At 64.9% G+C, this 24,141-nt stretch carries 21 protein-coding genes; 10 read left to right on the top strand and 11 right to left on the bottom strand.

Annotated features, from left to right (window positions below):
• Window positions 1-338: 338 nt before the first annotated feature.
• A complete protein-coding gene (locus EV560_RS07055; RefSeq protein ID WP_131855028.1) occupies window positions 339-2,321 on the top strand; it encodes a hypothetical protein in 1,983 nt (660 codons plus the stop codon).
• A gap of 36 nt (window positions 2,322-2,357) precedes the next feature.
• Here EV560_RS07055 and EV560_RS07050 read toward each other — a convergent pair whose 3' ends face one another.
• A complete protein-coding gene (locus tag EV560_RS07050; protein ID WP_131855027.1) occupies window positions 2,358-2,645 on the bottom strand; it encodes an effector-associated domain EAD1-containing protein in 288 nt (95 codons plus the stop codon).
• A 225-nt stretch (window positions 2,646-2,870) separates the two neighbouring features.
• Here EV560_RS07050 and EV560_RS07045 point away from each other — a divergent pair, with 225 nt between their 5' ends.
• The gene (locus EV560_RS07045; RefSeq protein ID WP_131855026.1) at window positions 2,871-3,245 is read left to right on the top strand and encodes a hypothetical protein; all 375 of its coding nucleotides are present in this window, start codon (window positions 2,871-2,873) and stop codon (window positions 3,243-3,245) included.
• 54 nt (window positions 3,246-3,299) lie between these two features.
• Here the strand turns inward: EV560_RS07045 and EV560_RS07040 are convergent, their stop codons facing one another.
• On the bottom strand, window positions 3,300-3,548 hold the full coding sequence (locus tag EV560_RS07040; protein ID WP_131855025.1) for a hypothetical protein: 249 nt from the start codon (window positions 3,546-3,548) through the stop codon (window positions 3,300-3,302).
• A gap of 440 nt (window positions 3,549-3,988) precedes the next feature.
• Complete coding sequence (locus tag EV560_RS07035; protein ID WP_131855024.1) at window positions 3,989-5,314, bottom strand: MFS transporter; 1,326 nt, start codon at window positions 5,312-5,314, stop codon at window positions 3,989-3,991.
• 128 nt (window positions 5,315-5,442) lie between these two features.
• Here EV560_RS07035 and cyoA point away from each other — a divergent pair, with 128 nt between their 5' ends.
• Genes cyoA through EV560_RS07010 form a run of 5 tightly spaced genes read left to right on the top strand, consistent with a single transcriptional unit; the run spans window position 5,443 to window position 10,408 of the window.
• The gene (gene cyoA / locus EV560_RS07030) at window positions 5,443-6,582 is read left to right on the top strand and encodes a ubiquinol oxidase subunit II (RefSeq protein WP_465246993.1); all 1,140 of its coding nucleotides are present in this window, start codon (window positions 5,443-5,445) and stop codon (window positions 6,580-6,582) included.
• A 20-nt stretch (window positions 6,583-6,602) separates the two neighbouring features.
• Window positions 6,603-8,603, top strand: coding sequence for a cytochrome o ubiquinol oxidase subunit I (gene cyoB / locus EV560_RS07025; protein ID WP_131855022.1), 2,001 nt, complete (start codon window positions 6,603-6,605; stop codon window positions 8,601-8,603).
• Window positions 8,604-8,612: 9 nt separating this feature from the next.
• Window positions 8,613-9,248 carry a cytochrome o ubiquinol oxidase subunit III gene (gene cyoC, locus EV560_RS07020; RefSeq protein WP_465246992.1) on the top strand — a complete coding sequence of 212 codons (636 nt, stop codon included), beginning with the start codon at window positions 8,613-8,615 and terminating at the stop codon, window positions 9,246-9,248.
• A complete protein-coding gene (gene cyoD, locus EV560_RS07015) occupies window positions 9,245-9,649 on the top strand; it encodes a cytochrome o ubiquinol oxidase subunit IV (protein WP_131855020.1) in 405 nt (134 codons plus the stop codon). The genes cyoC and cyoD overlap by 4 nt, the downstream gene beginning before the upstream one ends.
• A 9-nt stretch (window positions 9,650-9,658) precedes the next feature.
• The gene (locus EV560_RS07010) at window positions 9,659-10,408 is read left to right on the top strand and encodes an SURF1 family protein (protein ID WP_465246980.1); all 750 of its coding nucleotides are present in this window, start codon (window positions 9,659-9,661) and stop codon (window positions 10,406-10,408) included.
• A gap of 22 nt (window positions 10,409-10,430) precedes the next feature.
• On the opposite strand, the gene EV560_RS07005 is transcribed toward EV560_RS07010, so the two are convergent.
• The 8 genes from EV560_RS07005 to EV560_RS06970 all read right to left on the bottom strand — a co-directional run bounded on the left by EV560_RS07005 (window position 10,431) and on the right by EV560_RS06970 (window position 20,951).
• Entirely contained in the window at window positions 10,431-10,643 is a 213-nt protein-coding gene (locus tag EV560_RS07005) for a hypothetical protein (RefSeq protein ID WP_131855019.1), read from the bottom strand.
• A 156-nt stretch (window positions 10,644-10,799) separates the two neighbouring features.
• Window positions 10,800-11,984: an SGNH/GDSL hydrolase family protein gene (locus EV560_RS07000; protein ID WP_248311928.1), complete on the bottom strand. Its 1,185-nt coding sequence runs from the start codon at window positions 11,982-11,984 to the stop codon at window positions 10,800-10,802.
• On the bottom strand, window positions 11,981-13,057 hold the full coding sequence (locus tag EV560_RS06995; protein ID WP_131855018.1) for a glycoside hydrolase: 1,077 nt from the start codon (window positions 13,055-13,057) through the stop codon (window positions 11,981-11,983). Before EV560_RS06995 ends, EV560_RS07000 begins: the two co-directional genes overlap by 4 nt.
• A 71-nt stretch (window positions 13,058-13,128) precedes the next feature.
• Window positions 13,129-14,304 (bottom strand): polysaccharide pyruvyl transferase family protein, encoded by a 1,176-nt coding sequence (locus EV560_RS06990; protein ID WP_131855017.1) that lies wholly within the window; start codon window positions 14,302-14,304, stop codon window positions 13,129-13,131.
• 38 nt (window positions 14,305-14,342) lie between these two features.
• Window positions 14,343-15,518, bottom strand: a complete 1,176-nt coding sequence (locus EV560_RS06985; RefSeq protein ID WP_131855016.1) for a polysaccharide pyruvyl transferase family protein — start codon at window positions 15,516-15,518, stop codon at window positions 14,343-14,345.
• Between the two features lie 23 nt (window positions 15,519-15,541).
• Window positions 15,542-18,235 (bottom strand): glycosyltransferase, encoded by a 2,694-nt coding sequence (locus EV560_RS06980; RefSeq protein ID WP_131855015.1) that lies wholly within the window; start codon window positions 18,233-18,235, stop codon window positions 15,542-15,544.
• Window positions 18,228-19,733 (bottom strand): DUF6212 domain-containing protein, encoded by a 1,506-nt coding sequence (locus tag EV560_RS06975; protein WP_131855014.1) that lies wholly within the window; start codon window positions 19,731-19,733, stop codon window positions 18,228-18,230. The genes EV560_RS06980 and EV560_RS06975 overlap by 8 nt, the downstream gene beginning before the upstream one ends.
• A gap of 306 nt (window positions 19,734-20,039) precedes the next feature.
• On the bottom strand, window positions 20,040-20,951 hold the full coding sequence (locus EV560_RS06970; protein ID WP_131855013.1) for a LysR substrate-binding domain-containing protein: 912 nt from the start codon (window positions 20,949-20,951) through the stop codon (window positions 20,040-20,042).
• Window positions 20,952-21,045: 94 nt separating this feature from the next.
• On the opposite strand from EV560_RS06970, the gene argH reads away from it, so the two are divergent.
• From argH to EV560_RS06955, 3 genes are read left to right on the top strand one after another with little or no spacing between them, the layout of a single operon-like run.
• Complete coding sequence (gene argH / locus EV560_RS06965) at window positions 21,046-22,464, top strand: argininosuccinate lyase (protein WP_131855012.1); 1,419 nt, start codon at window positions 21,046-21,048, stop codon at window positions 22,462-22,464.
• The gene (locus tag EV560_RS06960) at window positions 22,461-23,354 is read left to right on the top strand and encodes an amino acid ABC transporter permease (protein WP_131855011.1); all 894 of its coding nucleotides are present in this window, start codon (window positions 22,461-22,463) and stop codon (window positions 23,352-23,354) included. Before argH ends, EV560_RS06960 begins: the two co-directional genes overlap by 4 nt.
• Complete coding sequence (locus tag EV560_RS06955) at window positions 23,351-24,130, top strand: amino acid ABC transporter ATP-binding protein (RefSeq protein ID WP_131855010.1); 780 nt, start codon at window positions 23,351-23,353, stop codon at window positions 24,128-24,130. The genes EV560_RS06960 and EV560_RS06955 overlap by 4 nt, the downstream gene beginning before the upstream one ends.
• The last annotated feature ends 11 nt before the right edge of the window (window positions 24,131-24,141 follow it).

Below are 24,141 nucleotides of genomic sequence, written 5' to 3'. Positions count from 1 at the left end.
CCCGGTCACATCGGCTAAGCGGGCGGCATCGTTTGGCGATTGCCGTGCTTGCGCGGACACTCTCGACAAACTCCGGCCGTTGATCGTTGATCAGGGGCGGCTCGGGCTCAGCCGCATTGCTGATCGAGCGTGAAGCCGCTCAGCCTATGGCGGCGGACCAGATCAAGACATGGTGCCGGCCGTCGAGCGCCGGGATCAATTTATCGAGATGATGATGCTGTTCCACTCGGGTTATGCTGGAGTGCGGCGGCTCGAGCTGCGAAGCTCACAGTGCCAGCGATCGACCGCTGGCTCCGGCTTAGTCACGCTCCGGCCCGGTCACTTGGAGAGCCCGCGACATGACGCGCACCGCTCAACGCGCTCGTCTGCTCGAGGGTTTGTTCCTTGATCTGTTTCAGCATCCCCGGGACCTTCGCAAGATCTGGGGTGCAACATTCGGCGAACGGGCGAACGCGGACATCAATTGGGATAAATCCTTGAGGGATGTCGTTTTTGACATCATTCTCTGGCTCCAGTCTCGAGGTACCTTATCCGAATTTCTCTCGGCCCTCGGCAATGCCCGCGCCGGGCGGCGCAGCGATATCGCCCAAATCGCCGATCTGTTCTCGGTGCCAATCGAGGTTCCAGGTGGCGATAATCGGTCTGCACTGCATGTGCTGCTTCTTCGCTTTGATCGGTTGATGGCGACCGAGAGGGAGCTGCGTCTCGAACGCACCCTGGAAAAGCACCTCGCCCGGTTTGCCGAGGGGCAGGGGATGGAGGTTGAAGTCACAAGCAGCGATGACGAAGCGCCGGCCGACCTGGCCGGTGTATTGAAGCTCGGCCAGCGGTTCGGAGCGGACATCGTCATCTGGGGGGATCTCTACGACCTGACGAATGCCGTCGAGTTCGAGCTTCGTTGGGCAAGCGCCGGGCGGGTAACCTTCCCGTCCGCGGCTCAGCCCGATGGAACGACAGGCATTTCCAGCATCCAAAGCCTCTCCACGCTCACCAGTGGCCGCCTCCTGGGACATGTGGATTTCCTGGTGGCATGGATTTCTGGAATGCAGCGCTTCAATAGCAGGGATTACGAAGCTGCAGTTCGGTTCTTCGAGAGCGCGATCCGTTTCGTGCCGGGATCCTTCGAGTGGACTTACAGAGTTTCATTGAATGAGCGCGGCTTTGCGTTCTCGGCAAACCGCCCCTGGGTGGATGCGCTCGCTTTCCTCGCTCTCAGTTACCAGCGCGCAGGAAAAGCAGAGAAAGCCATCCCTCTTTGGAACTCCATTCTGACTATTGGGGGCGAGAATTCGCAAGGCTCGTTCAACGCCGATCCATTTGCGATTGCAGCTGTAGAGGGGGACGCCGAGCAGGTTGAGGTCCTGGCCCTGGCGACGCTCCAATACGCTCATGCGCTGCAAAGCGTGGGGCAAAACGAAGAGGCACTGGCAGCCTACAAGAAATTGCAGGCGGTCCTTTCAAAAAGGGGAACGACCCGGGCGCATCAAGCGATCCTGAATGGCGCGCTGAACGGCTTCGCGGACCTCGCCGATTCCATGATTGCCAAGACATTCGGCAAATCGGTCGACGACGAAATTCAGACGCTGCTTCTCTTCGACGGCATGGCAGTCCCGGCTGAATTGGCCGAAGTCCTTACGGGGCTCAGTGCGTCCGAGAGTGAGCGACTGTTTCATGCCCTTGCCGAGCACGGATTCATGCAGGCCTGGGCAGGTAATGACCCGCTTTTGCGCTTCGACCCTTTTTTCTTGCCGGCACTCAGGCAAACCGATCTGGATCGCGAGGCCGAAATCCTTCGCCGACTAAGCGGATGGTTGGGGCAGAGACAATCGGAAGTGCCTCCCGAAGATCAACTCTGGCCCGCGATCCAATATCTGCTCGACAGCGGCCCAGCCTTCTTCACGATCGAGGAAGCTCAAAAGTCCGGTCTGGAGTTGAGTGGAATTTTGCCCGCTGATCGGTCGGCATGGTGGGTCGAGGCCGTCAGGAACTCCAGCCCGCAAGCTCCATCCGTCCTCACCCTGGTCCTGCTGAATGGGGGATTTAGGTCAGCGCGTGCGCCGGGCCCGGACGTCGTGATAGGCTTTCTCCGGATCGCCATCGAGGCGCGTCGAAACGCAATTCCTCTCGCGCAACAACTGACTGAATTGGGCGTCGTTCCGAGAGCCTGGGACCTTGCTCCGGACTGGCTGCGCCGTCACATGACGCTTCTTGCGACGCCGGGGATCTTCGATCATTCGACCGCGGTGCCCATTGCCTACCTGACCACGGTAGGAAAGGCCTGGATGGCCGTCGCGCAGGAACGGCCCGCAAGTGGCGATTGATCGACTCGGAGAAGCGCGGAAATGCTCCAGCTGACGCTACTCTTCAACTGAGCCGCCGGGCGCTAGAATCAGGCTCGCGGCCTTCTTGATAAGCGGATTGCGCGGACGGCTTTCGGATGCGGCGCGAACCAGGTCCTCGATGATTCCGTATTGTTCCGCATATTTGATGAGGTCGTAGACGACCCTATCAACCGGGCCGTTCGCGACGACCACCGGGAGCATCACGTTCAAGTTGAACCAAGTGAGTCGTTGGAGCTCGTCGTAGGTGAATGCCGAAACAAGAGCCTCGTGGAGCAACTTCGACTGATCGCCGCTCAGGGCCATGGCACGCCTCGCTGGAGGAGATTCGGCCGAACCGGGATTAACGGACATGTCCCGCAAGGCAGGGCACTGTAGCCGAGAAGGCGAGGACGCCAACTGTGCCATCGAAGACTATCGCGTCATGCTTACAATGCTATCATCGGCGCTGCTGGAACTGCACACGCAGCACGTGAGTTTCCTGCCTCGTCCGGCCTGCGATCGGGGGCCGCTGATCCGAAGGGCTGGTTCATGAAAACCCAAGTCGCGATCGCTGTGATGGGATTGATTTGCGTGGGATGCACGACGCAGCCCGCGAGCTACGCCAGTTCTCTCAGTCACTCCGATCGCAAATGGCAAAGCGCTGCTTGTCGAGAGGCTCGGCAGAAGGCCGGCGGCTACGAGGCGGAGGAAACCGAGCGGCTGAAGTCATCCGCCATGATCGGGTTGCTGAGCCCGTCCAGCGCCCTGGCAACCGTCAACGTGACCAATCAGCAGAATGTGCGCCGCAAGCAATTCAATCGGGATCTGCACCTGAAATGCTCGAGCGCGCCTCTGCCCGATGAACTGACGAATATTCCCGAGCTGCAGCCCCCGCCCATGCTCAACACCGAGCGGGGGAGCTGACGGGAGGGGAAGCGGACGGGTTCGGATTCGCGCAGCCCAATATCTACCCGCCGGTCACGGCTTCGGGCCATCCGTGGCAACGGCTGGCGCCGTCGCGATGAACTGCTCGCTGGCGAGCGCGCTCAGGTTCTCGGTGTGCCCGGATGCGCGCAGGCCCAGAATGATCATGGCCAGCCATTCCCGATGAGCCCGCTCGCGCATGGCGCCGAACAATCCGGGTTGCACGGCTCCCCATGCTTCTCGAAACGCCGCTGTGATCCGATCCAGCTCCTCCGGGTCGGCAACCAAACCTCGCTTCGCCATGGCAGTCCTCCACCATCGCGCCACGCCAGCACGCACACGCTGAAGCTGCAATCGGCCGGATGAAGCGTGATGAGCAATTCGCTAACACGGCTACCCAAATTCGGCTTGTTGCGGGACTGTGCCGGGCGCACCGCTCTCGAAAACTGGCGGCGGGCCTGTTGTTTGGAACCAAGCCGTGCCACGCACGTTTTCCGCGCAGCTCTTGCGATTACACCACGATGTCCTTGGCCCCGTCAGTTCCGGCTGACGGGGCTTTTTACGGTCATGTCACCCGGCTTCTTTGGGGCGGCGCGGGATCACGGTCGAGTGACAGCTCCCGCAAATGCCAGAGCGCTTCTGCGATTCTCAGAATCGCGGAAGCGCTTTATCTGTTTGGCTTGACGCATTTTCCGTAGGCGAACCGGTGCCCACTTCGCTTGAAAATGCTCTATGCCCTCGGCTCAGCCGTAGCGTGCCTGTAGCCGCCGATCGATCGCCAGCGCCGCGAGCGTGCAGAGCGCGCCCGAGAGCAGGTAGACGCCGACCCAGGCGAGGCCGAATTTGCTCGAGACGGTCAGCGCCACCAATGGCGCGAAGCCGGCTCCCAGCAGCCAGGCGAGGTCGGATGTCAGCGCCGCGCCGGTATAGCGATATTGCGTGCCGAAGCTCGAGGCCACGGCGCCGGCAGTTTGCCCGTAGGAGAGGCCGAGCAGGCCGAAGCCGATGATGACGTAGATCGTCTGTCCGGCCAGGCTGTCGCCGAAGAGCAGCGGGGCGATGATGCTCGACAGGCTGAACAGGCCGATCATCGCGCCCGAGAGCAGCAATGTGTTGCGACGGCCGATCTGGTCGGCGATCAGGCCGGAGGTGACGATCGCGCCGGCGCCGACCACGCCGCCTGCGGCCTGCACCATCAGGAATTCCGAGACCGAGCGCTCGGTGAAGAGATTGATCCAGCTCACCGGGAAAATCGTGACGAGGTGGAAGAGCGCAAAGCTCGCCAGCGGCACGAAGGCGCCGAGGATGAGCGTGCTGCCATGGGCACGGATCAGCTCGAAGACCGGGCTGGGCATGAGCTCGCGTGTGTCCATCAGCTCGGCGAATTCATGGGTCGCAACCATGCGCAGCCGCGCGAACAGCGCCACGACATTGATCGTCAGCGCCACGAAGAAGGGATAGCGCCAGCCCCAGCTGAGGAAATCCTCCTTCGACAGCGCGCCCTCGAAATAGGCGAAGAGGCCGGCGGCGAGGATGAAGCCGAGCGGCGCCCCGAGCTGCGGCAGCATCGCGAACCAGCCGCGCCGGTTCTCCGGCGCATTGAGCGCGAGCAGGGATGACAGGCCGTCCCAGGCGCCGCCGAGCGCGCCGCCCTGCAAGAGGCGGAAGATGATCAGGATGATCGCCGACCAGATGCCGATCGTCTCATAGCCCGGCAGGAAGGCGATCGCAGCCGTCGAGCCGCCGAGCATGAAGAGCGCGACCGTCAGCTTGGTCGCCCGGCCGTAATGGCGGTCGATCGCCATGAACAGCACGGTGCCGATCGGGCGCGTGACGAAGGCGAGCGCGAAGATGGCGAAGGCGTAGAGCGTCGCGGTCAGCCGGTCGGTGAAGGGAAAGACCAGCTCGGGAAAGACCAGGACGCAGCCGAGGCCGAAGACGAAGAAGTCGAAATATTCCGAGGTGCGCCCGATGATGACGCCGATGGCGATCTCGCCGGGCGAGACATGGTCGCGCCCCTGCTCGTCCGTCAGGTGACCCGATGAATGGCTCGCTGCGTCAGCGCTCATGACCGGGAATTCCTCGTTGGCGGGGTCCCCCGGACAGCACCGGTCTTGCCCGCACCTGATACAAATGGATACGGTGGATAGAAGCCACCCGTCAAACCGCCGCAATGGGACAGATTGTCTTATGTGCGGTGCGAAAGGATGGCGATAGAGAAGGGCGTTCCCGGAGCAGGGAGGTCTCGAGTCTCTTGCGAATTGGTCGATTTCTAGCGGCTCTTCCGCTATTTGCCCTGCTCGGCGGTTGCCAGATGGTGCTATTGTCGCCATCCGGCGATGTTGCATTGCAGCAGAGAAATATCCTGTTTGCCTCCACGGCGCTCATGCTGATCATCATCATCCCGGTGATGGCGCTGACCGTGTTCTTCGCCTGGCGCTACCGCGCCTCGGCCAGGGCGACCTATGATCCCGACTGGCACCATTCCCTGCCGCTCGAGGTGGTGATCTGGTCGGTGCCGCTGCTGATCATCATCGTCATCGGCGCGATCACCTGGATGGGCACTCATTTGCTCGATCCCTACCGGCCATTGGGCCGGATCAGCGCGGCGAAGCCCGCCCTGGTCGTGAAGACGGGCGATGTCGCGCCCCTGCCGAAGCCGCTGGTCATCCAGGTCGTGGCGCTCGATTGGAAATGGCTCTTCATGTATCCCGAGCAGGGCATCGCCTCGCTCAACGAGGTCGTGGCGCCGGTCGACCGGCCCATCGAGTTCCGCATCACCGCCTCCTCGGTGATGAACTCGCTCTTCATCCCCGCGCTCGCTGGCCAGATCTATGCGATGCCAGGCATGCAGACCAAGCTCAACGCCGTGATCAACCATGCCGGCGACTATGAGGGTTTTTCCGCGAATTATAGCGGCGCCGGCTTCTCCGACATGCGCTTCCGCTTCCACGGCGTCGATAGCCAGCGCTTCGAGGACTGGACCCGGGCTGCGCGCGAGAAGGGCGGGCCGCTCCAGCGTGAAGATTATCTCACGCTGGAGAAGCCGAGCGAGCGCGAGCCCATCAGGCAGTTCCGCGATGTGGCGCCGGATCTCTTCGAGGCCGTGCTCAATCGATGCGTCGACCGCGCCAGGATGTGCACGCGCGACATGATGGCGATGGACGCCAAGGGGGGCGGTGGCAAGGAGGGCATCGCGACCGTCATGACGCTGGGCGACGACGGGAACCAGCGCCGGGGCGGCCAGCCGCTGCCGCCGCGCCCCTTCGTGACGGCGATCTGCACGCCGACCGATGTCTACGGCACGGCGGGCGCGACCGCCCGCCTCGCCGACTGAGCTAGCGAGACGAGGACCCCATGACCTCCTATCCCGACTGGTGGAAACTGGTCTTCGGCCGCTTCACGCTCGAGGCGCTGCCGCTGCACGAGCCGATCCTGGTCGTCACCTTCATCGTCGTGGCGCTCGGCGGCATCGCGCTGCTCGCGCTCGTCACCTGGCTGAAGGCCTGGGGCTATCTCTGGCATGAGTGGTTCACGAGCGTCGACCACAAGAAGATCGGGATCATGTACATGATCCTCGGCGTGGTCATGCTGCTGCGCGGTTTCGCCGACGCGCTGATGATGCGTGGCCAGCAGGCGATCGCCTTCGCCGGCAGCGACGGCTATCTGCCGCCGCACCATTACGACCAGATCTTCACCGCCCATGGCGTGATCATGATCTTTTTCGTGGCGATGCCCTTCGTCACCGGGCTGATGAATTTCGTCGTGCCCTTGCAGATCGGCGCGCGCGACGTCTCCTTCCCCTTCCTCAACAATTTCAGCTTCTGGATGACGGTCGGCGGCGCCGTCCTGGTGATGACCTCGCTCTTCGTCGGCGAATTCGCCAGGACGGGCTGGCTCGCCTATCCGCCGCTCTCCGGGGCCGCCTACTCGCCCGGGGTCGGCGTCGACTATTACCTATGGGGGCTGCAGGTCGCGGGCATCGGCACGACCCTGTCCGGCGTCAACCTCGTCGCGACCATCGTCAAGATGCGGGCGCCCGGCATGGACCTGATGAAGATGCCGGTCTTCACCTGGACTGCGCTCTGCACCAACATCCTCATCGTCGCGACCTTCCCGATCCTGGCGGCGACGCTCGCGCTGCTGGCGCTCGACCGTTATGTCGGCATGAACTTCTTCACGAACGATCTCGGCGGCAACCCGATGATGTACGTGAACCTGATCTGGATCTGGGGCCATCCGGAGGTCTACATCCTGATCCTGCCGGCCTTCGGCATCTATTCGGAGGTGGCCTCGACCTTCTGCGGCAAGCGCCTCTTCGGCTACGGCTCGATGGTCTATGCGACGGTGGTCATCACCATCCTGTCCTATCTTGTCTGGCTGCACCATTTCTTCACGATGGGCTCGGGCGCCAGCGTGAATTCCTTCTTCGGCATCACGACGATGATCATCTCGATCCCGACGGGCGCGAAGATCTTCAACTGGCTGTTCACGATGTATCGCGGCCGCATCCGCTTCGAGCTGCCGATGATGTGGCTCGTCGCGTTCATGCTGACCTTCGTCATCGGCGGCATGACCGGCGTCATGCTGGCGGTGCCGCCGGCCGATTTCGTGCTGCATAACAGCCTGTTCCTGGTGGCGCATTTCCACAATGTCATCATCGGCGGCGTGGTCTTCGGCGTCTTCGCCGGCATCGCCTACTGGTTCCCGAAGGCCTTCGGCTTCAAGCTCGATCCGTTCTGGGGCCATCTCTCCTTCTGGTTCTGGGTAGTCGGTTTCTACGTCGCCTTCATGCCGCTCTACGTGCTCGGCCTGATGGGCGTGACGCGCCGGCTCAACCGCTTCGAGGATCCCTCGCTGCAGATCTGGTTCGTCGTCGCCGCGATCGGCGCCGTGCTGATCCTGCTCGGCATCCTCTGCTTCCTCGTGCAGATCGCGGTGAGCATCATGCGCCGGGAGCAGCTGCGCGACACGACCGGCGACCCCTGGGACGGGCGCACGCTGGAATGGTCGACCTCCTCGCCGCCGCCGGATTATAATTTCGCCTTCACGCCCGTGATCCACGATCATGATTCCTGGGCGGACATGAAGAAGCGCGGCTATCAGCGGCCCCTGACCGGGTTCAGGCCGATCCATATGCCCCGGAACACCGGCGCCGGCGTGATCATCGCCGGGTTCGCCACGCTCTGCGGCTTCGCGCTGATCTGGTACATCTGGTGGCTCGCGGCCCTGTCCTTCGTCGCCGCCGTGGCCAGCGTGATCATCCATAGCTTCAACTACGACCGCGATTTTCACATCTCGGCCGACACCGTCCTGCGCGAAGAGGATGCGCGCAGCGACCTTCTCGGGCGGGCTTGAGGCATGACGATGGAGACCGCGACAGCACAGGCCCAGGCCGCCAACGGCGCTCCGGTGTTCTACGTCAAGGAAGACGAGCACGAGCACTCCGGCGGCTCGACCATGCTCGGCTTCTGGATCTACCTGATGAGCGACTGCCTCGTCTTCGCGGTGCTGTTCGCGACATTCGGGGTGCTCGGCCGCAACTACGCCGCCGGCCCGTCCGGCGCCGACCTCTTCGATCTCAGGCTGGTGGCGGTCAATACCACCATGTTGCTGATTTCCTCGATCACCTATGGCTTCGCCATGCTGGCGATGGACAAGGGTCGCCAGGCGGCGGTGCAGGGCTGGCTCGTGGTCACCGGCCTGTTCGGCCTCGCCTTCATCGGGATCGAGCTCTACGAGTTCTCGCACCTGATCCACGAGGGCGCGACGCCGCAGCGCAGCGCCTTCCTCTCCTCCTTCTTCACCCTGGTCGGCACCCACGGGCTGCATGTCAGCTTCGGCCTGCTCTGGCTGACCGTGCTGATGGTCCAGGTCTCCCGGCGCGGGCTGATCGAGGCCAACCGCCGCCGGCTGATGTGCCTGAGCATGTTCTGGCACTTCCTCGACGTCGTCTGGATCGGCGTCTTCACCTTCGTCTACCTGATGGGCGTGCTGAAATGAGCGGAAGCCAGGATCACGCCCAAGGCCATCACGCCCAGGGCCATCACGGCGAGAGCCACGCCACGGACCATGACGCCCACGAGGCGCCCCATGGCAGCCTGCGCGGCTATGTCACCGGCTTCGTGCTCTCGGTCATCCTGACCGCGATCCCGTTCTGGCTGGTGATGGCCGATGTGCTCGGCAACTCGACGCTGACGGCGCTCGTCATCATGGGGTTCGCCGCCGTCCAGATCGTCGTGCACATGATCTATTTCCTGCACATGAACGGCCGCGCCGAGGGCGGCTGGTCGATGATGGCGCTGATCTTCACCATCATCATCGTGGTGATCGCGCTCTCCGGTTCGCTCTGGGTGATGTACCACCTCAACGCCAACATGATGCCGGACATGCATCGGATGTGAGGGCAGGCCGTGACGCTGCCGCAGGCGCCGGCGCGGCGCCGCTCGGGCGCGGGGCGATACGCCTTCCTCGCGCTGACCTGCCTGCTCGTCCTGGTCTTCACCAGCCTCGGCCTCTGGCAGGTTCAGCGACGGGCCTGGAAGCTCGATCTGATCGCGCGGGTCGACGCGCGCATTCATGCGCCGCCCGCCGCCGCGCCGGGGCCGGCCGACTGGCAGGGCGTCAGTGCCGGCGACGACGAATATCGTCGCGTCGCCATGCAGGGACGCTATCTCGACGCGCCGGAGACGCTGGCCATGGCGGTGACCGAGCGCGGCCCGGGCTTCTGGGTGTTGGCGCCGTTCCGGACCGAGGCGGGCTTCACGGTCCTCGTCAATCGCGGTTTCGTGCCGGACGTGCGCCGCGGTCCCGATGAGCGGCGCAAGGCGGCTGGCGACGAGACGCGCGTGGTCGGGCTGCTGCGGCTGAGTAAGCCGGGCGGCGGCTTCCTGCGCGCCAACGATCCCGCGGCGGGGCGCTGGTACTCACGCGACGTCGCCGCGATCGCGCAGGAGCGCGGCCTCGGCGAGGTCGCGCCCTATTTCGTCGATGCCGATGCTGCCTCCGAGCCCGGCCCGCTGCCGCAGGGCGGGATGACCCAGGTCATCTTCCGCAACACGCATCTCGTCTATGCGCTGACCTGGTTCTGCCTCGCTCTGATGAGCGCCGCGGCGGCTGCGTATCTGGTCCGAGCCAGACCAGACGAGCCGCCGGCGGCTTGATCATTGTATTTTTATGAGGGTGTCAGCTCAGGCTGATCTGCTGAGGCTGGACCTGAATATGGCCGATCGTATGAACGATTGGCCTGCCCTCGCTGATGACGATGCGCTCCTTCCTTCCATCCGGAAGGACACGCAGAACGCCGTCGAACTCATCGAGGAAATAGGCCGGAATGCCCGCCTCGCGCGCTTTCTCGACCGATTGGCAGTGGAACTGTCTTAGTCTCCCGTGGAGCATGTGGACCTCCGCGAAACGACCCCTTCGACCCAGACATAGTCCGCCGGTCGGCTTTCGCAAGCGTGGCGCACCGAGGTTTCTCGGCCGGGGGGCGGCTATCGGGCGTGGATCGGCGCACGTTTCCGTGAACCGATCGGCGCATGGGCTGAAAGCGGATCAGGCGCTCTGCGCGATGAGTGCGGGCGCGGCTTCGGCAGGCAGCTCTGCCGGCAGGGCAGGGGGCTCGGCCGCCTTCTCGATGGCGCAGGTCTTGAGATTGCCGGTAAAGAGAATGCCGGCGATCGGCAGCACCGGCTCGGCCGGCAAGCTCTCATGCCGGATGCTGTCTTTCGGCACGTGCTGCTTGTGCTCGGCCGCGGAGATCCCGCTCGACAGGGTCAGCGCCCGGGTCTGCTGCATGTCGAGCAGGGTTGGTCCGTACAGGAACTCGAAGCTGAGCATCGAGACCAGGAACTTGTAGATGCCGTCGCGCACCCCGCCCTTGAGCAGCGCCGCACGCTGCATGTCGTCCCCGAGCTGGATATCGAGCGGCGGCGTGCGCGGCTCGCAGACATAGTTCAGCGCGAGCAGCATGCCCTTCTCGACGTCGAAGCGCAGCCGGTCCCGGCCGAGATCGACGGCCGCGATGGAAAAGCGACGGTTGGCATAGTCCACGATGGGGCGCCCGAGGCGCTTGGCCAGCCAGGTGCCGTCGAGCGCGCGGGCGCCGGCAAAGTGTTCCGGGTCGATGGCCGGCGGCAGCGCCGCGGGACGCGGCGGCGTGGCGAGCGCCGGCTCCAGCTCGTCAGCGATCATGTTGGCGACGATCGTTGTCGTCACCGGCCGGGCATAATGGCCCTGGTCGGAATAGAAGGTTGGGTGGCCGACGACATCGCGCCCGAGCCGCTGCATCAGCATTCGCGAGACATCGACGCAGATCGTGCCGTAGCAATGCGAGATGTAGTTGATGCCGGCGTCGATCGAGGGGACCGAGGTCAGGAACGGGCCGTTGCGCTGGCCGAAGATGATCGTGGCGATGCGCAGCTTCGGATTGCGCTCGCGGGCGAAGCGGATGATGCCCTCATAGAACCTCGCCCAATGCCGGAACGGCCGGCGCTCGTCGCCATAGACGAAGAAATCGTTCAGCGCATATTCGATCAGAAGCAGGTCGCATTCGGCGAGCTCCTGCTCGCGGATCTTGAGCTGGTAGAGGCCGAAGGCGCTGGTCGTGCCACCGACGGCGAGATCCGCGACGATATCGAGCTCAATGCCGCGCCGCGCCATGCTCGCGAGCAGCGCGGAGAGATAGCCGGGCTGCATCACGGTGTTGGAGCCGCCGATGATCAGGGTCTTCAGCTTCATGGCGTCACCGCCGCGCGGCCGGCGGGAGAGAGCTCGCCACAGCGCCAGACGCCATAGGTCGAGGCATCCCAGTCGAAATAGAAGGCGGCCCCGATCCGACCGGCCCGCATCAGCTCGGCGAAGCGCTCGCGCGTCGCCTTGACCAGGCGTTCGCGCCGGCTGTCATCGGCCGGGCAGGTCTTGGCGGTATTGGCGAAGCCCCATTCGGTGATCCAGCACGGCTTGCCCTCGTCCGGCCGCGCCTGACAGATCGAGAGCGCCTGGTCGACATGCTCAGCGCGTGCCGTCGGCGAGCCGTCGCCGCCCGGATAGATATGGATGCCATAGGCATCCGCCGCCTTGTCGAGTCCGTGCTTGCGCAGCAGCGCGGTGAAGCTTGCCGGGTCGATGCTGTCGACGCCGCGCCGGTCGGCATGCTCCGGCGGAATGTCGGAGAGCCCGGCCGAGACGAGCTTGGCGTGGCTGCTCAGCTTCGTCTTCGCCAGCTCCTGCCGCGTCACCTGAAGCAACTGCACATATTTCGCCGCACCGCGCTCGACGGCAGCGACATCGCCGATATCGGCCAACGAGCGGGCTGTGCGGGTCTTTTCCTGCGCCTTGATGTCGAGATCGCCGTTATAGGGACCCCAGTTGATCTCGTTGCCGGGTTCGACGGCGACGAGCGGGACGCCGAGCCGGTCGATCCGCTGCAGGACATCGCCGATCACCGTCCGATATTGATCCGGCGAGACGTCGGAGAGCCGGTACGTGTCCCAGATCCGGCCGCGGCCGGAGCGCTTCTCGGTTCCCTCAGGGTAGAAGGCCGGGTTGTTGAGCGAGACCTCGAGCAGGATGGCGAGGCCCTTCTGATGCGCGACCTTGACCGCATCGATGCTGGCATCGATCGGAACGCTGATCGAGAGCCGCACCAGCTTGGTGCCGCTCTGCGCGATCTGGTCCAGAACCTTTTCGCGGGCTCCGGCATCGAGCCAGGCGAGATTGACCCGGTTGACGCCGAACTGCGCCTGCGCCGTCGCAACGGAGGTCGCCGCGAAGGCGCCGGCTGCGAGAAACGACGCCGCGACGAGCGGCATCAGGCGGCGCAAAAAAGCCGGCCGCCTGAAACGCCATCTCCATCCCGAGGCCCTGCTCGCGAAGCCTCCCATCATCGGATCCCGATATCCTTGAGCGCGGCGTTGAAATTCTCCTCGCAGGCGGAATAGCGATGGATCGCCGCCGGGACGTCGATCTTGGAGAGATAGTCCTGGAGATAGGCCTTCTTCTTGGCCTCGCGGTTCCAGATCGAGGCCTCGATATAGGGGAAGCCGACGAAGTCGAGCATCTCGCGCATGCGATCATCGACCGCGATCATCAGCGCCGGCACGCCGGCCTGCATGCCGATGATCGAGCCGTGGAAGCGGCGGCCGAAGCAGAAATCCTGTCCGGAGACCCAGCTGCGCCATTTATGCGTGTCGAAGAAGGCGAGGAAATCGCAGTTCCGCTGCCATTTCTCCGCGTGCTTGTACTCCATCTTCGCCGTGATCTTGCTGGAGGCCTGGTCATAGGCCTCCTCGCCCTCATCGGTGGTGATGTTCATGTTGTAGACGGTGATCTCGTCCTGGATCACATAGCTCGCGACGCTGTCCTGCCGCAGCAGGGCATGGGCATCGACGATCGTGTCCGGCACGCTGCCGAGATAGCCGCCGAAGGCGATCTTCTGGGAATCGGCGAGATCGGGATCGGCGAGGTGGCTGAGCGAGCGCTTCATCCCCGTCGGCTCGTAATAGAGCGAGGGACAGCCGGTCGGGCGGACATATTTCAGGCCTTCGGCCTTGAGGAAATCGGCCGTGAAATGACCGCGCGTCAGGAAGAAGCTCTCCTTCTTCTTGAGCACGTTGAGGAAGCGGCGCGTGCCCTCCGGCAGCGTGTCCTTGAGGTTCTCTTTCTTCTGGATGCCGATGCCCATGACCACGACCGGCATGTCGAGCCGCTCGAAGACGAAGGACTCGGTCACAGCCGCATAGCCCGGACGCAGCAGGTTGGCCGAGGCGAACAGGCAGAGATCGAAGCTCTGGTTCAGCTTCTCGTAGGTTTCCGGCGAGTTGAGGGCGTTCGCCAGATGCCAGAACGGGACATAGGTGACGTCATGGCCGCGCACGCTGTTGGCCGCGCCCTCGCCGATCAGGTAATTCCCGGTATTGGCTATCTTCTTGACCTGGTCGATCAGGTCTTTCTTCGTCCGCACCGGCTCGAAATAGGGGCGATGCTTCACCGTCGCCCCGGTTACGCTTTCGACAGTCCGCATCAGATAGGATGGGATGCCCGTGACCATAACCCGCATGTCAGTCTGCCCTTAGCCCTGGTTCGTCAAACACGGCATCAGGCGATGCCGATTTCGTTCAGCACCGACCGGAAATTGCGCTCGCGGTCGGAATAGGTCTCGATGACCTGCGGGATATTCATCGCCGCCAGGTGATCGGCGACGAAGGCCGCGCGATCATTGGCGCTGTTGAAGTCGGCGGCTTCGACCTTGGGCAGTCCCGAGAAATTCAGCATCTCGCGCATGCGGTCGTCGACGGCGACGATCAGGCTCGGCACGCCGGCCTGGAGCGCAATGATGTTGCCGTGAAAGCGCCGGCCGAAGGCGAAGTCCATCGAGGCGGTCCAGGCCCGCCACTGGTTGGTGTCGAAGAAGGTATGGACCTTGACCTTCTTCTTCAGCTCCTCCGAGCCCTTGAAGGCGAGATCGCCGATCACTTCGCCTGAAGCGGAATCGTAGACCCGGCCGTCGCCATCCGGCTCGACCTGCATGTCGAAATGCAGGAGCTCGTCCTGGATGACATAGGAGGAGCGCCCGTCATCGGAGGAGAGCGCGTTCATGTCGCCGATCGTGTCGAGCGCCGCCCCCATATAGCCGGTGAAGACGGTGCGGCCCTCGCCGACCTTGACGTCCGGCAGCCGGCGAAGCGCGCGCCGGACATTGGCCGGCATGAAATAGATCGACGGGCAGCCGACCGGCCTGACGAAGGAGAAGCCCTGGTCGCGCAGATAGGAGGCCGTCTCTTCGCCGCGCGTCAGGAAATAATGCTCCTTCTGCTTCAGCACCTGCAGCAGGCGCTGCGTGCCTTCCGGCAGCGACTGCTCGAGATCGGGCCGGTTCTGGATGCCGATACCCAGCATCACCACTGGCATGTCGAGCTTGGACAGGACGAGCGCCTCGGCATCGGCCGAGAGGCCCTTGCGCAGCAGGTTGGCGCAGGTGAAGACGCAGATGTCGAAGCGGTCGTTGATCGTGTCGAGGCCGGTGCCGTTGTTGACGGCGTTCCAGAGGTGCCAGAACGGGATATGGGTCGCGTTCGGCGAGAGCGCCCGCAGCGCGCCTTCGCCGATCAGGTAGTTGCCGGTATTGCTGATATTCTTGAGCTCGCGGAGGAAGGCCTCCTTGCTCTCGGGTTGCTGCGGGGTCTCCGAATAGAAGACATTGGCGCCCTCCGCCCGCTGGATCAGGCGGGTGAAATGGCTGGGTATGCCGGTTAGCAGGATTCTGGGGGCCATGGTTCAGGACCTTCCGATGATCGTCACGCGACGGCGCGGACGGAGAGCCCGGCCTCGGCCGTGGTCCCATCCCGTTCTGGAGCGGCCGTAGCCGCGTTGCTCAGGATCGCGGCTGCCGGTGCGACGCCACGGTTCCAGGCGATGAAATCGGCGAAGGAGGCGCTCCAGGAGCGCTGTGCCGCCGTTGCCAGCGAGCCCTCGGCGAGCCGGGTCAGTGCGGCGCGATCGCGCGCCAGCGCAGCGATCGCCCGTACCATCTCGGCGACGATCTGAGCGTCGGTGGCGTTGCCGATCAGGATGCCGTCCTGGCTGGGGATGACCAGTTCGTCGACCGCGCCGACCGCAGTCGCCATCGGCACGCAGCCGAGCTGCTGCGCCTCGGCGATCATCAGCGGCGCCCCTTCCCAGCGCGACGGCATCACCAGGATATCGGCCCAGGCGAGATGGGCGGCGATGTCCTTGGCGGCGAAGACCGGCGGCGAGACCTGGACGCCGATATTGCGCAGTCGCGCCATCCAGGACGAGCTTGGATCGTCGGACAGGATTTCGCCACCGACGGCCCGCGCCTCATAGGCGATGCCGCGCTCCTTGAGCTGGCCGAGCGTGGAATGCAGCCGGTCGATGCCCTTTTGCCGGTCGAGCCGGCCCATATAGAGCAGGCGCAGCGGCCCTTCCGCGCGCCCGGCCTTGCGGGCCTCGGTGACCTGCGCCTGCATCTTGGCATCGATCGAGAAGCCCGGGCCGTTGGGCACGGCGAAGATCTTGCCGAAGGGGACGCCGAAACTGTGCAGATAGCTCTTGAGCTGCTCCGAGCAGGTCAGGAAGGCGTCGTAGGAATGCTCGAAGGCGATCGCGGCATAGGGCTGCCCGGCCGGCCTCCTCAGCGCCGTCTCATCGACGACATGAAGATAGCAGGCGGTGCGCGTGCCTTCCGAGCGGAACTTCGCCATCAGCGGATGCGCCGCCATGACATGGTTGTTGACGATCAGGTCGAAGCCCGAGAGCAGCCCCCTGAGGCCGGCCCAGTCGAGCGGATGCTCCTCGGTGATGAAATCCTGCCCGAGGAAATGATTGGTTTCGCCCCAGGCCGGGATGCCGTCCTTCCAGAAATGCACGTAGTCGAAGGACTGATCGAACTCGTCGAGCACATCCATGCGGCCGGCGCCAAGCACGAAGAGATGGGTCTCGAACCCGTCCCGCTTGAGCTCGCGCCCGGCCGCATAGGCGACCTTCTCGGCCCCGCCGAAGGAGGCGTTCGGAACCAGCACGGCAGCCGTTCGGCGCTTCGCGGCGTTATGCGCGAGCGGCAGCACCGGCGCGCCGCCAAGCTCGGTCCGCAGCACCTTGTAGAGCTCGGACAGGCTCGGCAGCCGGCGCGGCCGCCAGGTCCAGCGCGTCGCGGCCGTCTTTCTCAGCGGGCTCGTCGCGATCGCGCTGACCAGGTTGAGCAGCGCCTGCTCGGGCCTGACCAGCGAGCGGCGTTGGCGCGCCTTCGGGAACGGGAAGCGGACCTTGAGGCGCGCCGTCGTCGGCCAGGCCTGCTCGCCGCCGATCGAGGAGAACCAGTCGATGGCGCTGTTCTCGATGACGTTGCGGATCAGCCCGGTCGAGACGAAGGCGAGATCGGCCGCGCCCGGCCGGGCGCCGGAGGGCAGGACTTCCCAGTCGATGCGCCGCTCGGATTCGACGTTGCCGAGTTCGACGAAGACGACATTGGCTTTCTCCGCCAGCTTCTCGAGATGGCAGAGGATATTCGGCAGCAGGCGCGAGCGGGCGAGCAGCTTCAGCGTCTCGCTGTTGCAGGCCGCGAGGAAGGGCGGAAAATGGAAATTGTCCGGCTCGCCGACGCTGCCCCAGAAGGCGCGGACCGCATCGTCGATCGCCATCGCGCCGGCCGGCTGCGTCGGGTCGGTGAAGATGTCGAGCGCGCCTTCGCCGGTGCGGATCAGTGCGTAGCGCGGCGCCTCCTGATGCTCGAAGCCGACCAGGGTCGGCCGGCGGAACAGCGCCTTGTGCTGCCGGCGCAGGAAGCTGACCGAGGTCGAGCGCTCGCGATTGGCTTCCTTGAAGCGCCCCTCGGCGCGCAGGCGGTACTCGAAGGCGGCGTCATGGCAGGGCTCGCCGACGAAGCCGGCCTCGATGGCCGAGAGCCAGAATTCCCAATCCTCGAAGCCGTTCTGGCGATCGTCGTCGAACCGCACCCCGCGCCGGAAGACGTCGATCGAGATCATCGAGCCGGTGTCGCAGATATTGTCGCTGATGCAGTGGATCAGCCGGGAATAGCGGTTGCCGTAATGCGCACGCCAGTTCACCGAGAACGTGTCGATATTGGTGTAGACCCAGCCCGCGCCGCTGGTCTGGAGCCGGCGGTAGAGCGTCTCGATCGTATGCGGCAGGACGCGATTATCGGCGTCGAGGAAATAGACCGCCTTGGCCTCGGGCAATTCCTCGAGGATGTAGTCGATGGCGCGGTTGCGGGCGCCGCCCGGACCGGCATTCTCGGCGAAGATCACGCGGATTTCGGGATGCGCCGCCGCCTGGAACACGAGCTGGTCGAAGACCTCGTGGCGCGGGTCGCCATCGACCGAGACCACGATCGCCAGCCGGCAATCCGTCACCGAGGCCAGCGCGGATTCGAGCGCCTCGAGCACCAGCGCCGCATGGCCGTAGAGCGGCATGGCGATGGCGATCAGGTCCTGCTGCGGCGCCTCACGCATCGGCGCGCTCCCGGGCCGGGCGGGTTTCCAGATATTTGACCAGCCGGAAATTGAAGACCTTGAGCCAGGCGAAATCGACCGAATTGCTGGTCGCCTTGCTCAGCACGACGAGATCCATGGTGCGCGCCGCCGGCGTCTCCAGCATGAAGTTGATATCCACCGGATGCGCGGCGGTGATCTCCGTCCACCCACTGAAGAACGCGGTGCTCGGCGCTGCGCCGCCGCCGGCGAGGGCCGCGATCTCGCCTTTGATGTTGGACGAGAGCGGGGCGAGCATCAGCCCGACTGCGCCGGGCTTGCCTTCGGGATGGTCGATCACGGCGCGCGCCGAGATCCGAGCCGTGCCCGGCGCCACCACCCGGCGGACGGCGCCGGCGGTGATGCCCTCGCTGAGCGGATGGCAGACGATCGCGTCCTCGAGCTCCAGGAAGCGGACCGTCGGAAAGCCCGGCTCGATCGTGCTCAGGGAGACATTGGCGACGGAGCGCAGCAACTCGACCGGCAGCCGGTAATCCTCGACCTTGCGCCCGGAGATCAGCGCCGACGGCACGAAGACGTTCGGCAGGGCCGTCGGGCGCACCCCCGGAAGCCCGGTGAAGACCCGGAAGGCCAGCGGCCGCATGTCGAGATCGGCATGCTGGACCCGGGCCCGGGCGGCGTAGCGCTCATTGGCGATGACATGGCCGAGCGAAAGTTCCGGCGGCATGCCGCCGCTGGCGGAAATCTTCAGCCGCAGCGTGCGGTGGCTGCCGTCGCAGGCCTTGGGCAGTGAGAAGAAATTCCAGCCCGGGGTGACGCTGCCATAGGGAACGAGCCATTCCGCGATTCCCTCGCCACTCTCGACATAGTCGAGCGTGACGATGATCTGCCCGGCCTCCCCCACAGGCGGATCGCGAAAATGCAGGGCGAATCCGGATACGGCATAGCTCGAGACCGGGAAAAGCTGCTCGATCTCCGACTGGCGCAGCAGGGCGCCGAGCCCCTGGTCCTTCGGATCGATCGACGGCTCGTGGCAGAACACCTCCGAGACCGTGTCCCAATTGCGTGCATGGAAGGCGTTTTCGAGCGCACGATAGTTCTCGAAGAGCGTCTCCCGCTCGCGCCGCAGCATCGCCAGCTCGGTGCTGACATTCGCCATATGGCGCGACAGCCGGCCGAGACCGCCCTCGACCACCTGCGCCACGAGCGCGGCCTCCGTGGCGAGCGCCGCATCCTGCAGTCGGATGATCGGAATATCCGGCAGCGACTTGACCTTGCCGAGCCGCTTGAGCGCGGCCCGCAGGTCATCGCCGCCCGCTTCGGAAGCGGCGACGCCGACGAGCGGAAACGTACTGCGCAGCCAGCTCACGTCCGACGCCGGATCGACGAATACGAGCAGGTCGCCAAGTGGCGAGCCTTCGAGAGCGCCCCGGTCGCGGGTCGAGGCGACCACGTAGCGATTGCGCCGCGGGAGCCGATGAATCGTCGCGGAGGGGGACTCTTTCAAGATGGCTTCCATTTGTACGCCAGATAATCACAAAATTGAATTCGACAGGCGTGCCAATTTAAAGAATCTACTCGCTTCGATGTCAACAATTCAATTATGGATCATGCAAGAAGATTAAGTTCTATATTGTCGAACACGTGCGTGTTAATTATTTCAAAATTGGAAGTAAGTCCGATTTATGCCACATTGAGGGGCGCAATCTATAAACGGGGCGCGGGATTTCGAGATATATTTTGCCGGCACGCAACGGGCCGCACGCAACGGGCCGACGGGCGGCGCCGATAGCGCCGCTTCGCTTTCCGGCCGATGCCGGGCGCCTCAGCCGCGCGTCGTCGCCTCGAACAGCCCTGCTTCCTCGCGCAGCCAGGCGACCAGCTCGTCGAAGCCGGGCTGGCTCTCCCTTGCCGCCTTCAGTGTCAGCCAGCAGCCGGCCGCGCTCTCGAAGCCGAGGCCGAGCGGATTGACCAGCGCGCCCGAGGCGAGTTCCTCCGCCACGAAGCAGCGCGGCGCCAGGGCGACGCCGAGCCCCGCCACCGCGGCGCGAATGATCACCGAGTAATAGCCGTAGCGCACCGTATGGGCCGGCACTGCGCCACGCAGCCCATGCGTCTCGGTGAATTCGGCCCAATAGGCCGGCATCTGGAAATGCTGGAGCAGCGTCATCTTCTGGATATCAGCGGGACGCGCGAACCCGCCCATGCGGTCCAGCAGCGAAGGCGCGGCGACGAGCGCCACCTGCCGCCCGAACAGGTAATGCGCCTCGCGCTCCGGCCAGGGGCCGGTGCCGTGAACGATGTCGATATCAGGATCCTCGGTCTCGTTCTCCGAGACGAAATTGGTGAACTGCACGTCGATCCCGGGATGCGCCTGGGCGAAGACCGGGAAGCGCTCCATCAGCCAGCGCTCGCCGACGATGGCGAGCATATGCAGGCGGATCGGCCGGCCCAGCGCCGCCCGCTCGGCCAGGCGCCGCGCGCCACGCTCCATCTGCTCGATCGCCGCGTCGGCATAGGGCCGGTAGATGAGCCCGGCCTCGGTCAGCCTCAGGCCCGAGGGCCCGCGCTCGAACAGGGCCGTCGCCAGATGCTCCTCCAGCGTCTGGATCTGCTTGGAGACCGCGCTCTGCGTCAGGTTCACTGCGATCGCCGCCCGTGCCGTCGAGCCGTACTCGGCGACGGCGAGGAAGACCCTGAGCGCCGTGGTCGATGGCGGGAGGCGGCTGCCGGCCAAATAGCTATTCCTTTTTCGACTACCCTGCGGAGATCGTTTCGTTTGCTGGCTCGCCGGTCAAGAGGCAGTAGTTTCCGTCAAGAGGGACAGGCCAATGAACAATCACAGCACCAGGCTTTGGGGCGGCCGCTTCCGCAAGCCGCCGGATCCGCGGATGATGCGCCTTTCCAGCGCGGCCGGCGCCCATGCCCGCCTCGCGCCGCAGGACATTGCCGGCGGCAAGGCCCATGCCGCAGAGCTTCGGCGCACCGGGCTGCTCTCCGAGGCGGAGATGAACACGATCGTCGCCGCGCTCGATGCTATCGCGGCCGAGGTCGCCGCCGGCACGCTCCTGCCCAGCGCCGATGACGAGGACATCCACACTTTCGTCGAGCGCGTGCTGACTGCACGCATCGGCGCGACCGGCGCCAAGCTCCGGGCCGGGCGCTCGCGTAACGACCAGGCCGCCAACAATCTCAAACTCTACCTGCGCCAGCAAGCGCGCGAGCTCGGCGCCATGCTCGCCGAACTGCTGGACGCGATCGCGGCGCAGTCGCAGGCGCATGCTGGCTCGGTCTGCCCCGGCTTCACCCATTTGCAGAGCGCTCAGCCGGTGACCTTCGGGCATTGGCTGATGGCCCATGGCCAGGTGCTCGCGCGCGATGCCAGCCGTTTGCAGGACTGGGAGAAGCGCTCGGGCCAGTCGCCGCTCGGCGCGGCCGCGCTCGCAGGCTCGGCCATCGCGCTGACGCCGGAGCAGAGCGCCGCGGCGCTCGGCTATGACGGTCCCTTCGAGAACTCGGTCGATGCCGTCGGCGCCCGCGACCATGTCGCCGAATTCCTCTTCGTTGCCGCGATGCTGCTGACTGACTTGTCGCGGCTCGCCGAGGAGGTCACGCTCTGGACGTCGCGGCAGTTCGGTTGGGTCACGCTCGACGACGGCTTCGCCACCGGCTCGTCGATCATGCCGCAGAAGAAGAACCCCGACATTGCCGAGATCTCGCGCGGCCGCGCGGCGCGGCTGACCGGCGATCTCGTCACCATGCTCGGCGCGCTCAAGGGCTTGCCGCTCGCCTATAACCGCGACCTCGCCGAGGACAAGCGCGCCGCTTTCGATGCGGTCGATGTCCTGTCCGAGGTGCTGCCCGCCTTCGCCGGGCTGATCGCCACGATGGAAGCCCATCCCGCGGTGATGCGGGCCCAGGCCGGCTCGGGCTTTGCGCTCGCGACCGAAGTCGCCGACTATCTCGCCCGCAAGGGCGTGCCCTTCGCCGAGGCGCACGAGATCACCGGTGCGCTCGTTCGCTATTGCGAGGAGATGGGGCGCGACTTGGAGACGATCGATCCTGTCGAGCTGCGTGCGGTCGATCCGCGCCTGGACGAGGGCGTCAAGACGTGCCTCACGCTCGATGCCGCGGTGGCCGCCCGTAGCGGCTTTGGCGGTACCGCACCGAAGCGCGTCGCCGAGCAGATCGAGCGCTTCAACCTCTGGCTCGCCGGCTTCAAGGCCTGGACCGGGGAGGGGCGGCCATGAGCGCCGTGACCGGGGCTCCCGTCGGCCGCGATCTCGCCGGCATCGCCGGCCTGCGCATCGTGCCCAAGCGCTTCTACGGGCGCTGGGTCGCGGCTGCGCTGATCCTGCTTGCGCTCGCCTGGGTGGTGAAGGCCTTCGCGCAGGGCCAGATCGCCTGGCCGGTCGTGGCGCAGTTCTTCACCGCGCCGGCCATTCTGAGCGGCCTTGTCAACACGGTGATCATGACCGTCTGCGCCATGGCGCTCGGCATCATCCTCGGTGTCGTCTTCGCCATCATGTACATGTCGCCGAACCCGGTGCTGCGCGGCGTCGCGCTGTTCTACATCTGGTTCTTCCGCGGCACTCCGCTGCTGCTGCAATTGCTGCTCTGGTTCAATCTGGCGCTGGTCTTCCCGACCATCGGCATCCCCGGCATCGTCGAATGGCGCACGATCGACGTCATCGGCCCGTTCATGGCGACCTTGCTCGGCCTCGGCATGAATCAAGGCGCCTACACCGCCGAAGTCGTCCGTGGCGGCATCCTCTCGGTCGATATCGGCCAGACCGAAGCCGCCAAGTCGATCGGCATGACACGTCTGACGACGCTGCGCCGGATCGTGCTGCCGCAGGCGATGCGGGTCATCATCCCGCCGGTGGGCAACGAGGTGATCAGCATGGTCAAGCTGACCTCCATCGCCAGCGTGATCCAGTATTCCGAGATCCTGCGCAACGCGCAGACGATCTACTACGCCAATGCCCGTGTCATCGAATTGCTGATCGTCGCGGCCGGCTGGTACCTGATCGTCGTCACCCTGCTCCAGATCGGCCAGTTCTTCCTCGAGCGCTTCTTCTCGAAGGGCAGGGGCGAGCGCCGCTCGAAGCCCAAGATCGCCGAGGAGACCGGCGCATGAGCACCGTTTCCCAGGCCTGCATCGTCGTCGCGGTCGACGTCACCAAGCAGTTCGGCAGCCTGAAGGCACTGAACAATGTCTCGCTGACCATCCCCGCCGGCGCCGTGCAATGCATCATCGGCCCCTCCGGCTCCGGCAAGTCGACGCTGCTGCGCTGCATCAACCAGCTCGAGAAGATCGACAAGGGCGCGATCTGGGTCGATGGCGAGCTGATCGGCTATCGCCGCGTCGGCGACGAACTGCACGAGCTGAGCGATGCCGAGGTCGCGCGCCAGCGCCTGACCACCGGCATGGTCTTCCAGCGTTTCAACCTGTTCAGCCACATGACCGTGCTGCAGAACATCATCGAGGGCCCGCTGACGGTGCTGAAGCGGCCGCGGCGCGAGATCGTCGCCGAAGGCATGGCCCTGTTGGAACGGGTCGGCCTTGCCGAGAAGCGCGATTCCTATCCGATCGAGCTCTCCGGCGGCCAGCAGCAGCGCATCGCCATCGCCCGCGCCCTGGCGATGAAGCCGAAGCTGATGCTTTTCGACGAGCCGACCTCGGCGCTCGACCCGGAGCTGGTCGGCGAGGTGCTCAATGTCATGCGCGATCTCGCCGCCACCGGCATGACGATGATCGTCGTCACCCATGAGCTCGGTTTCGCCCGCGAGGTCGCGAGCGACGTCGTCTTCATGGACAAGGGCGAGATCGTCGAGCGCGGCGCGCCGGGCGAGGTCCTGGTCAAGCCGAGCCAGGCCCGCACGCGTGATTTCATCGCCGCCGTTCTGAAGTAATCCAGTGAGTT

Source organism: Allobosea sp. BK604 (genome assembly GCF_004341515.1).
Lineage (GTDB): Bacteria > Pseudomonadota > Alphaproteobacteria > Rhizobiales > Beijerinckiaceae > Allobosea.
This window is presented reverse-complemented; position numbering and strand designations above follow the sequence as displayed.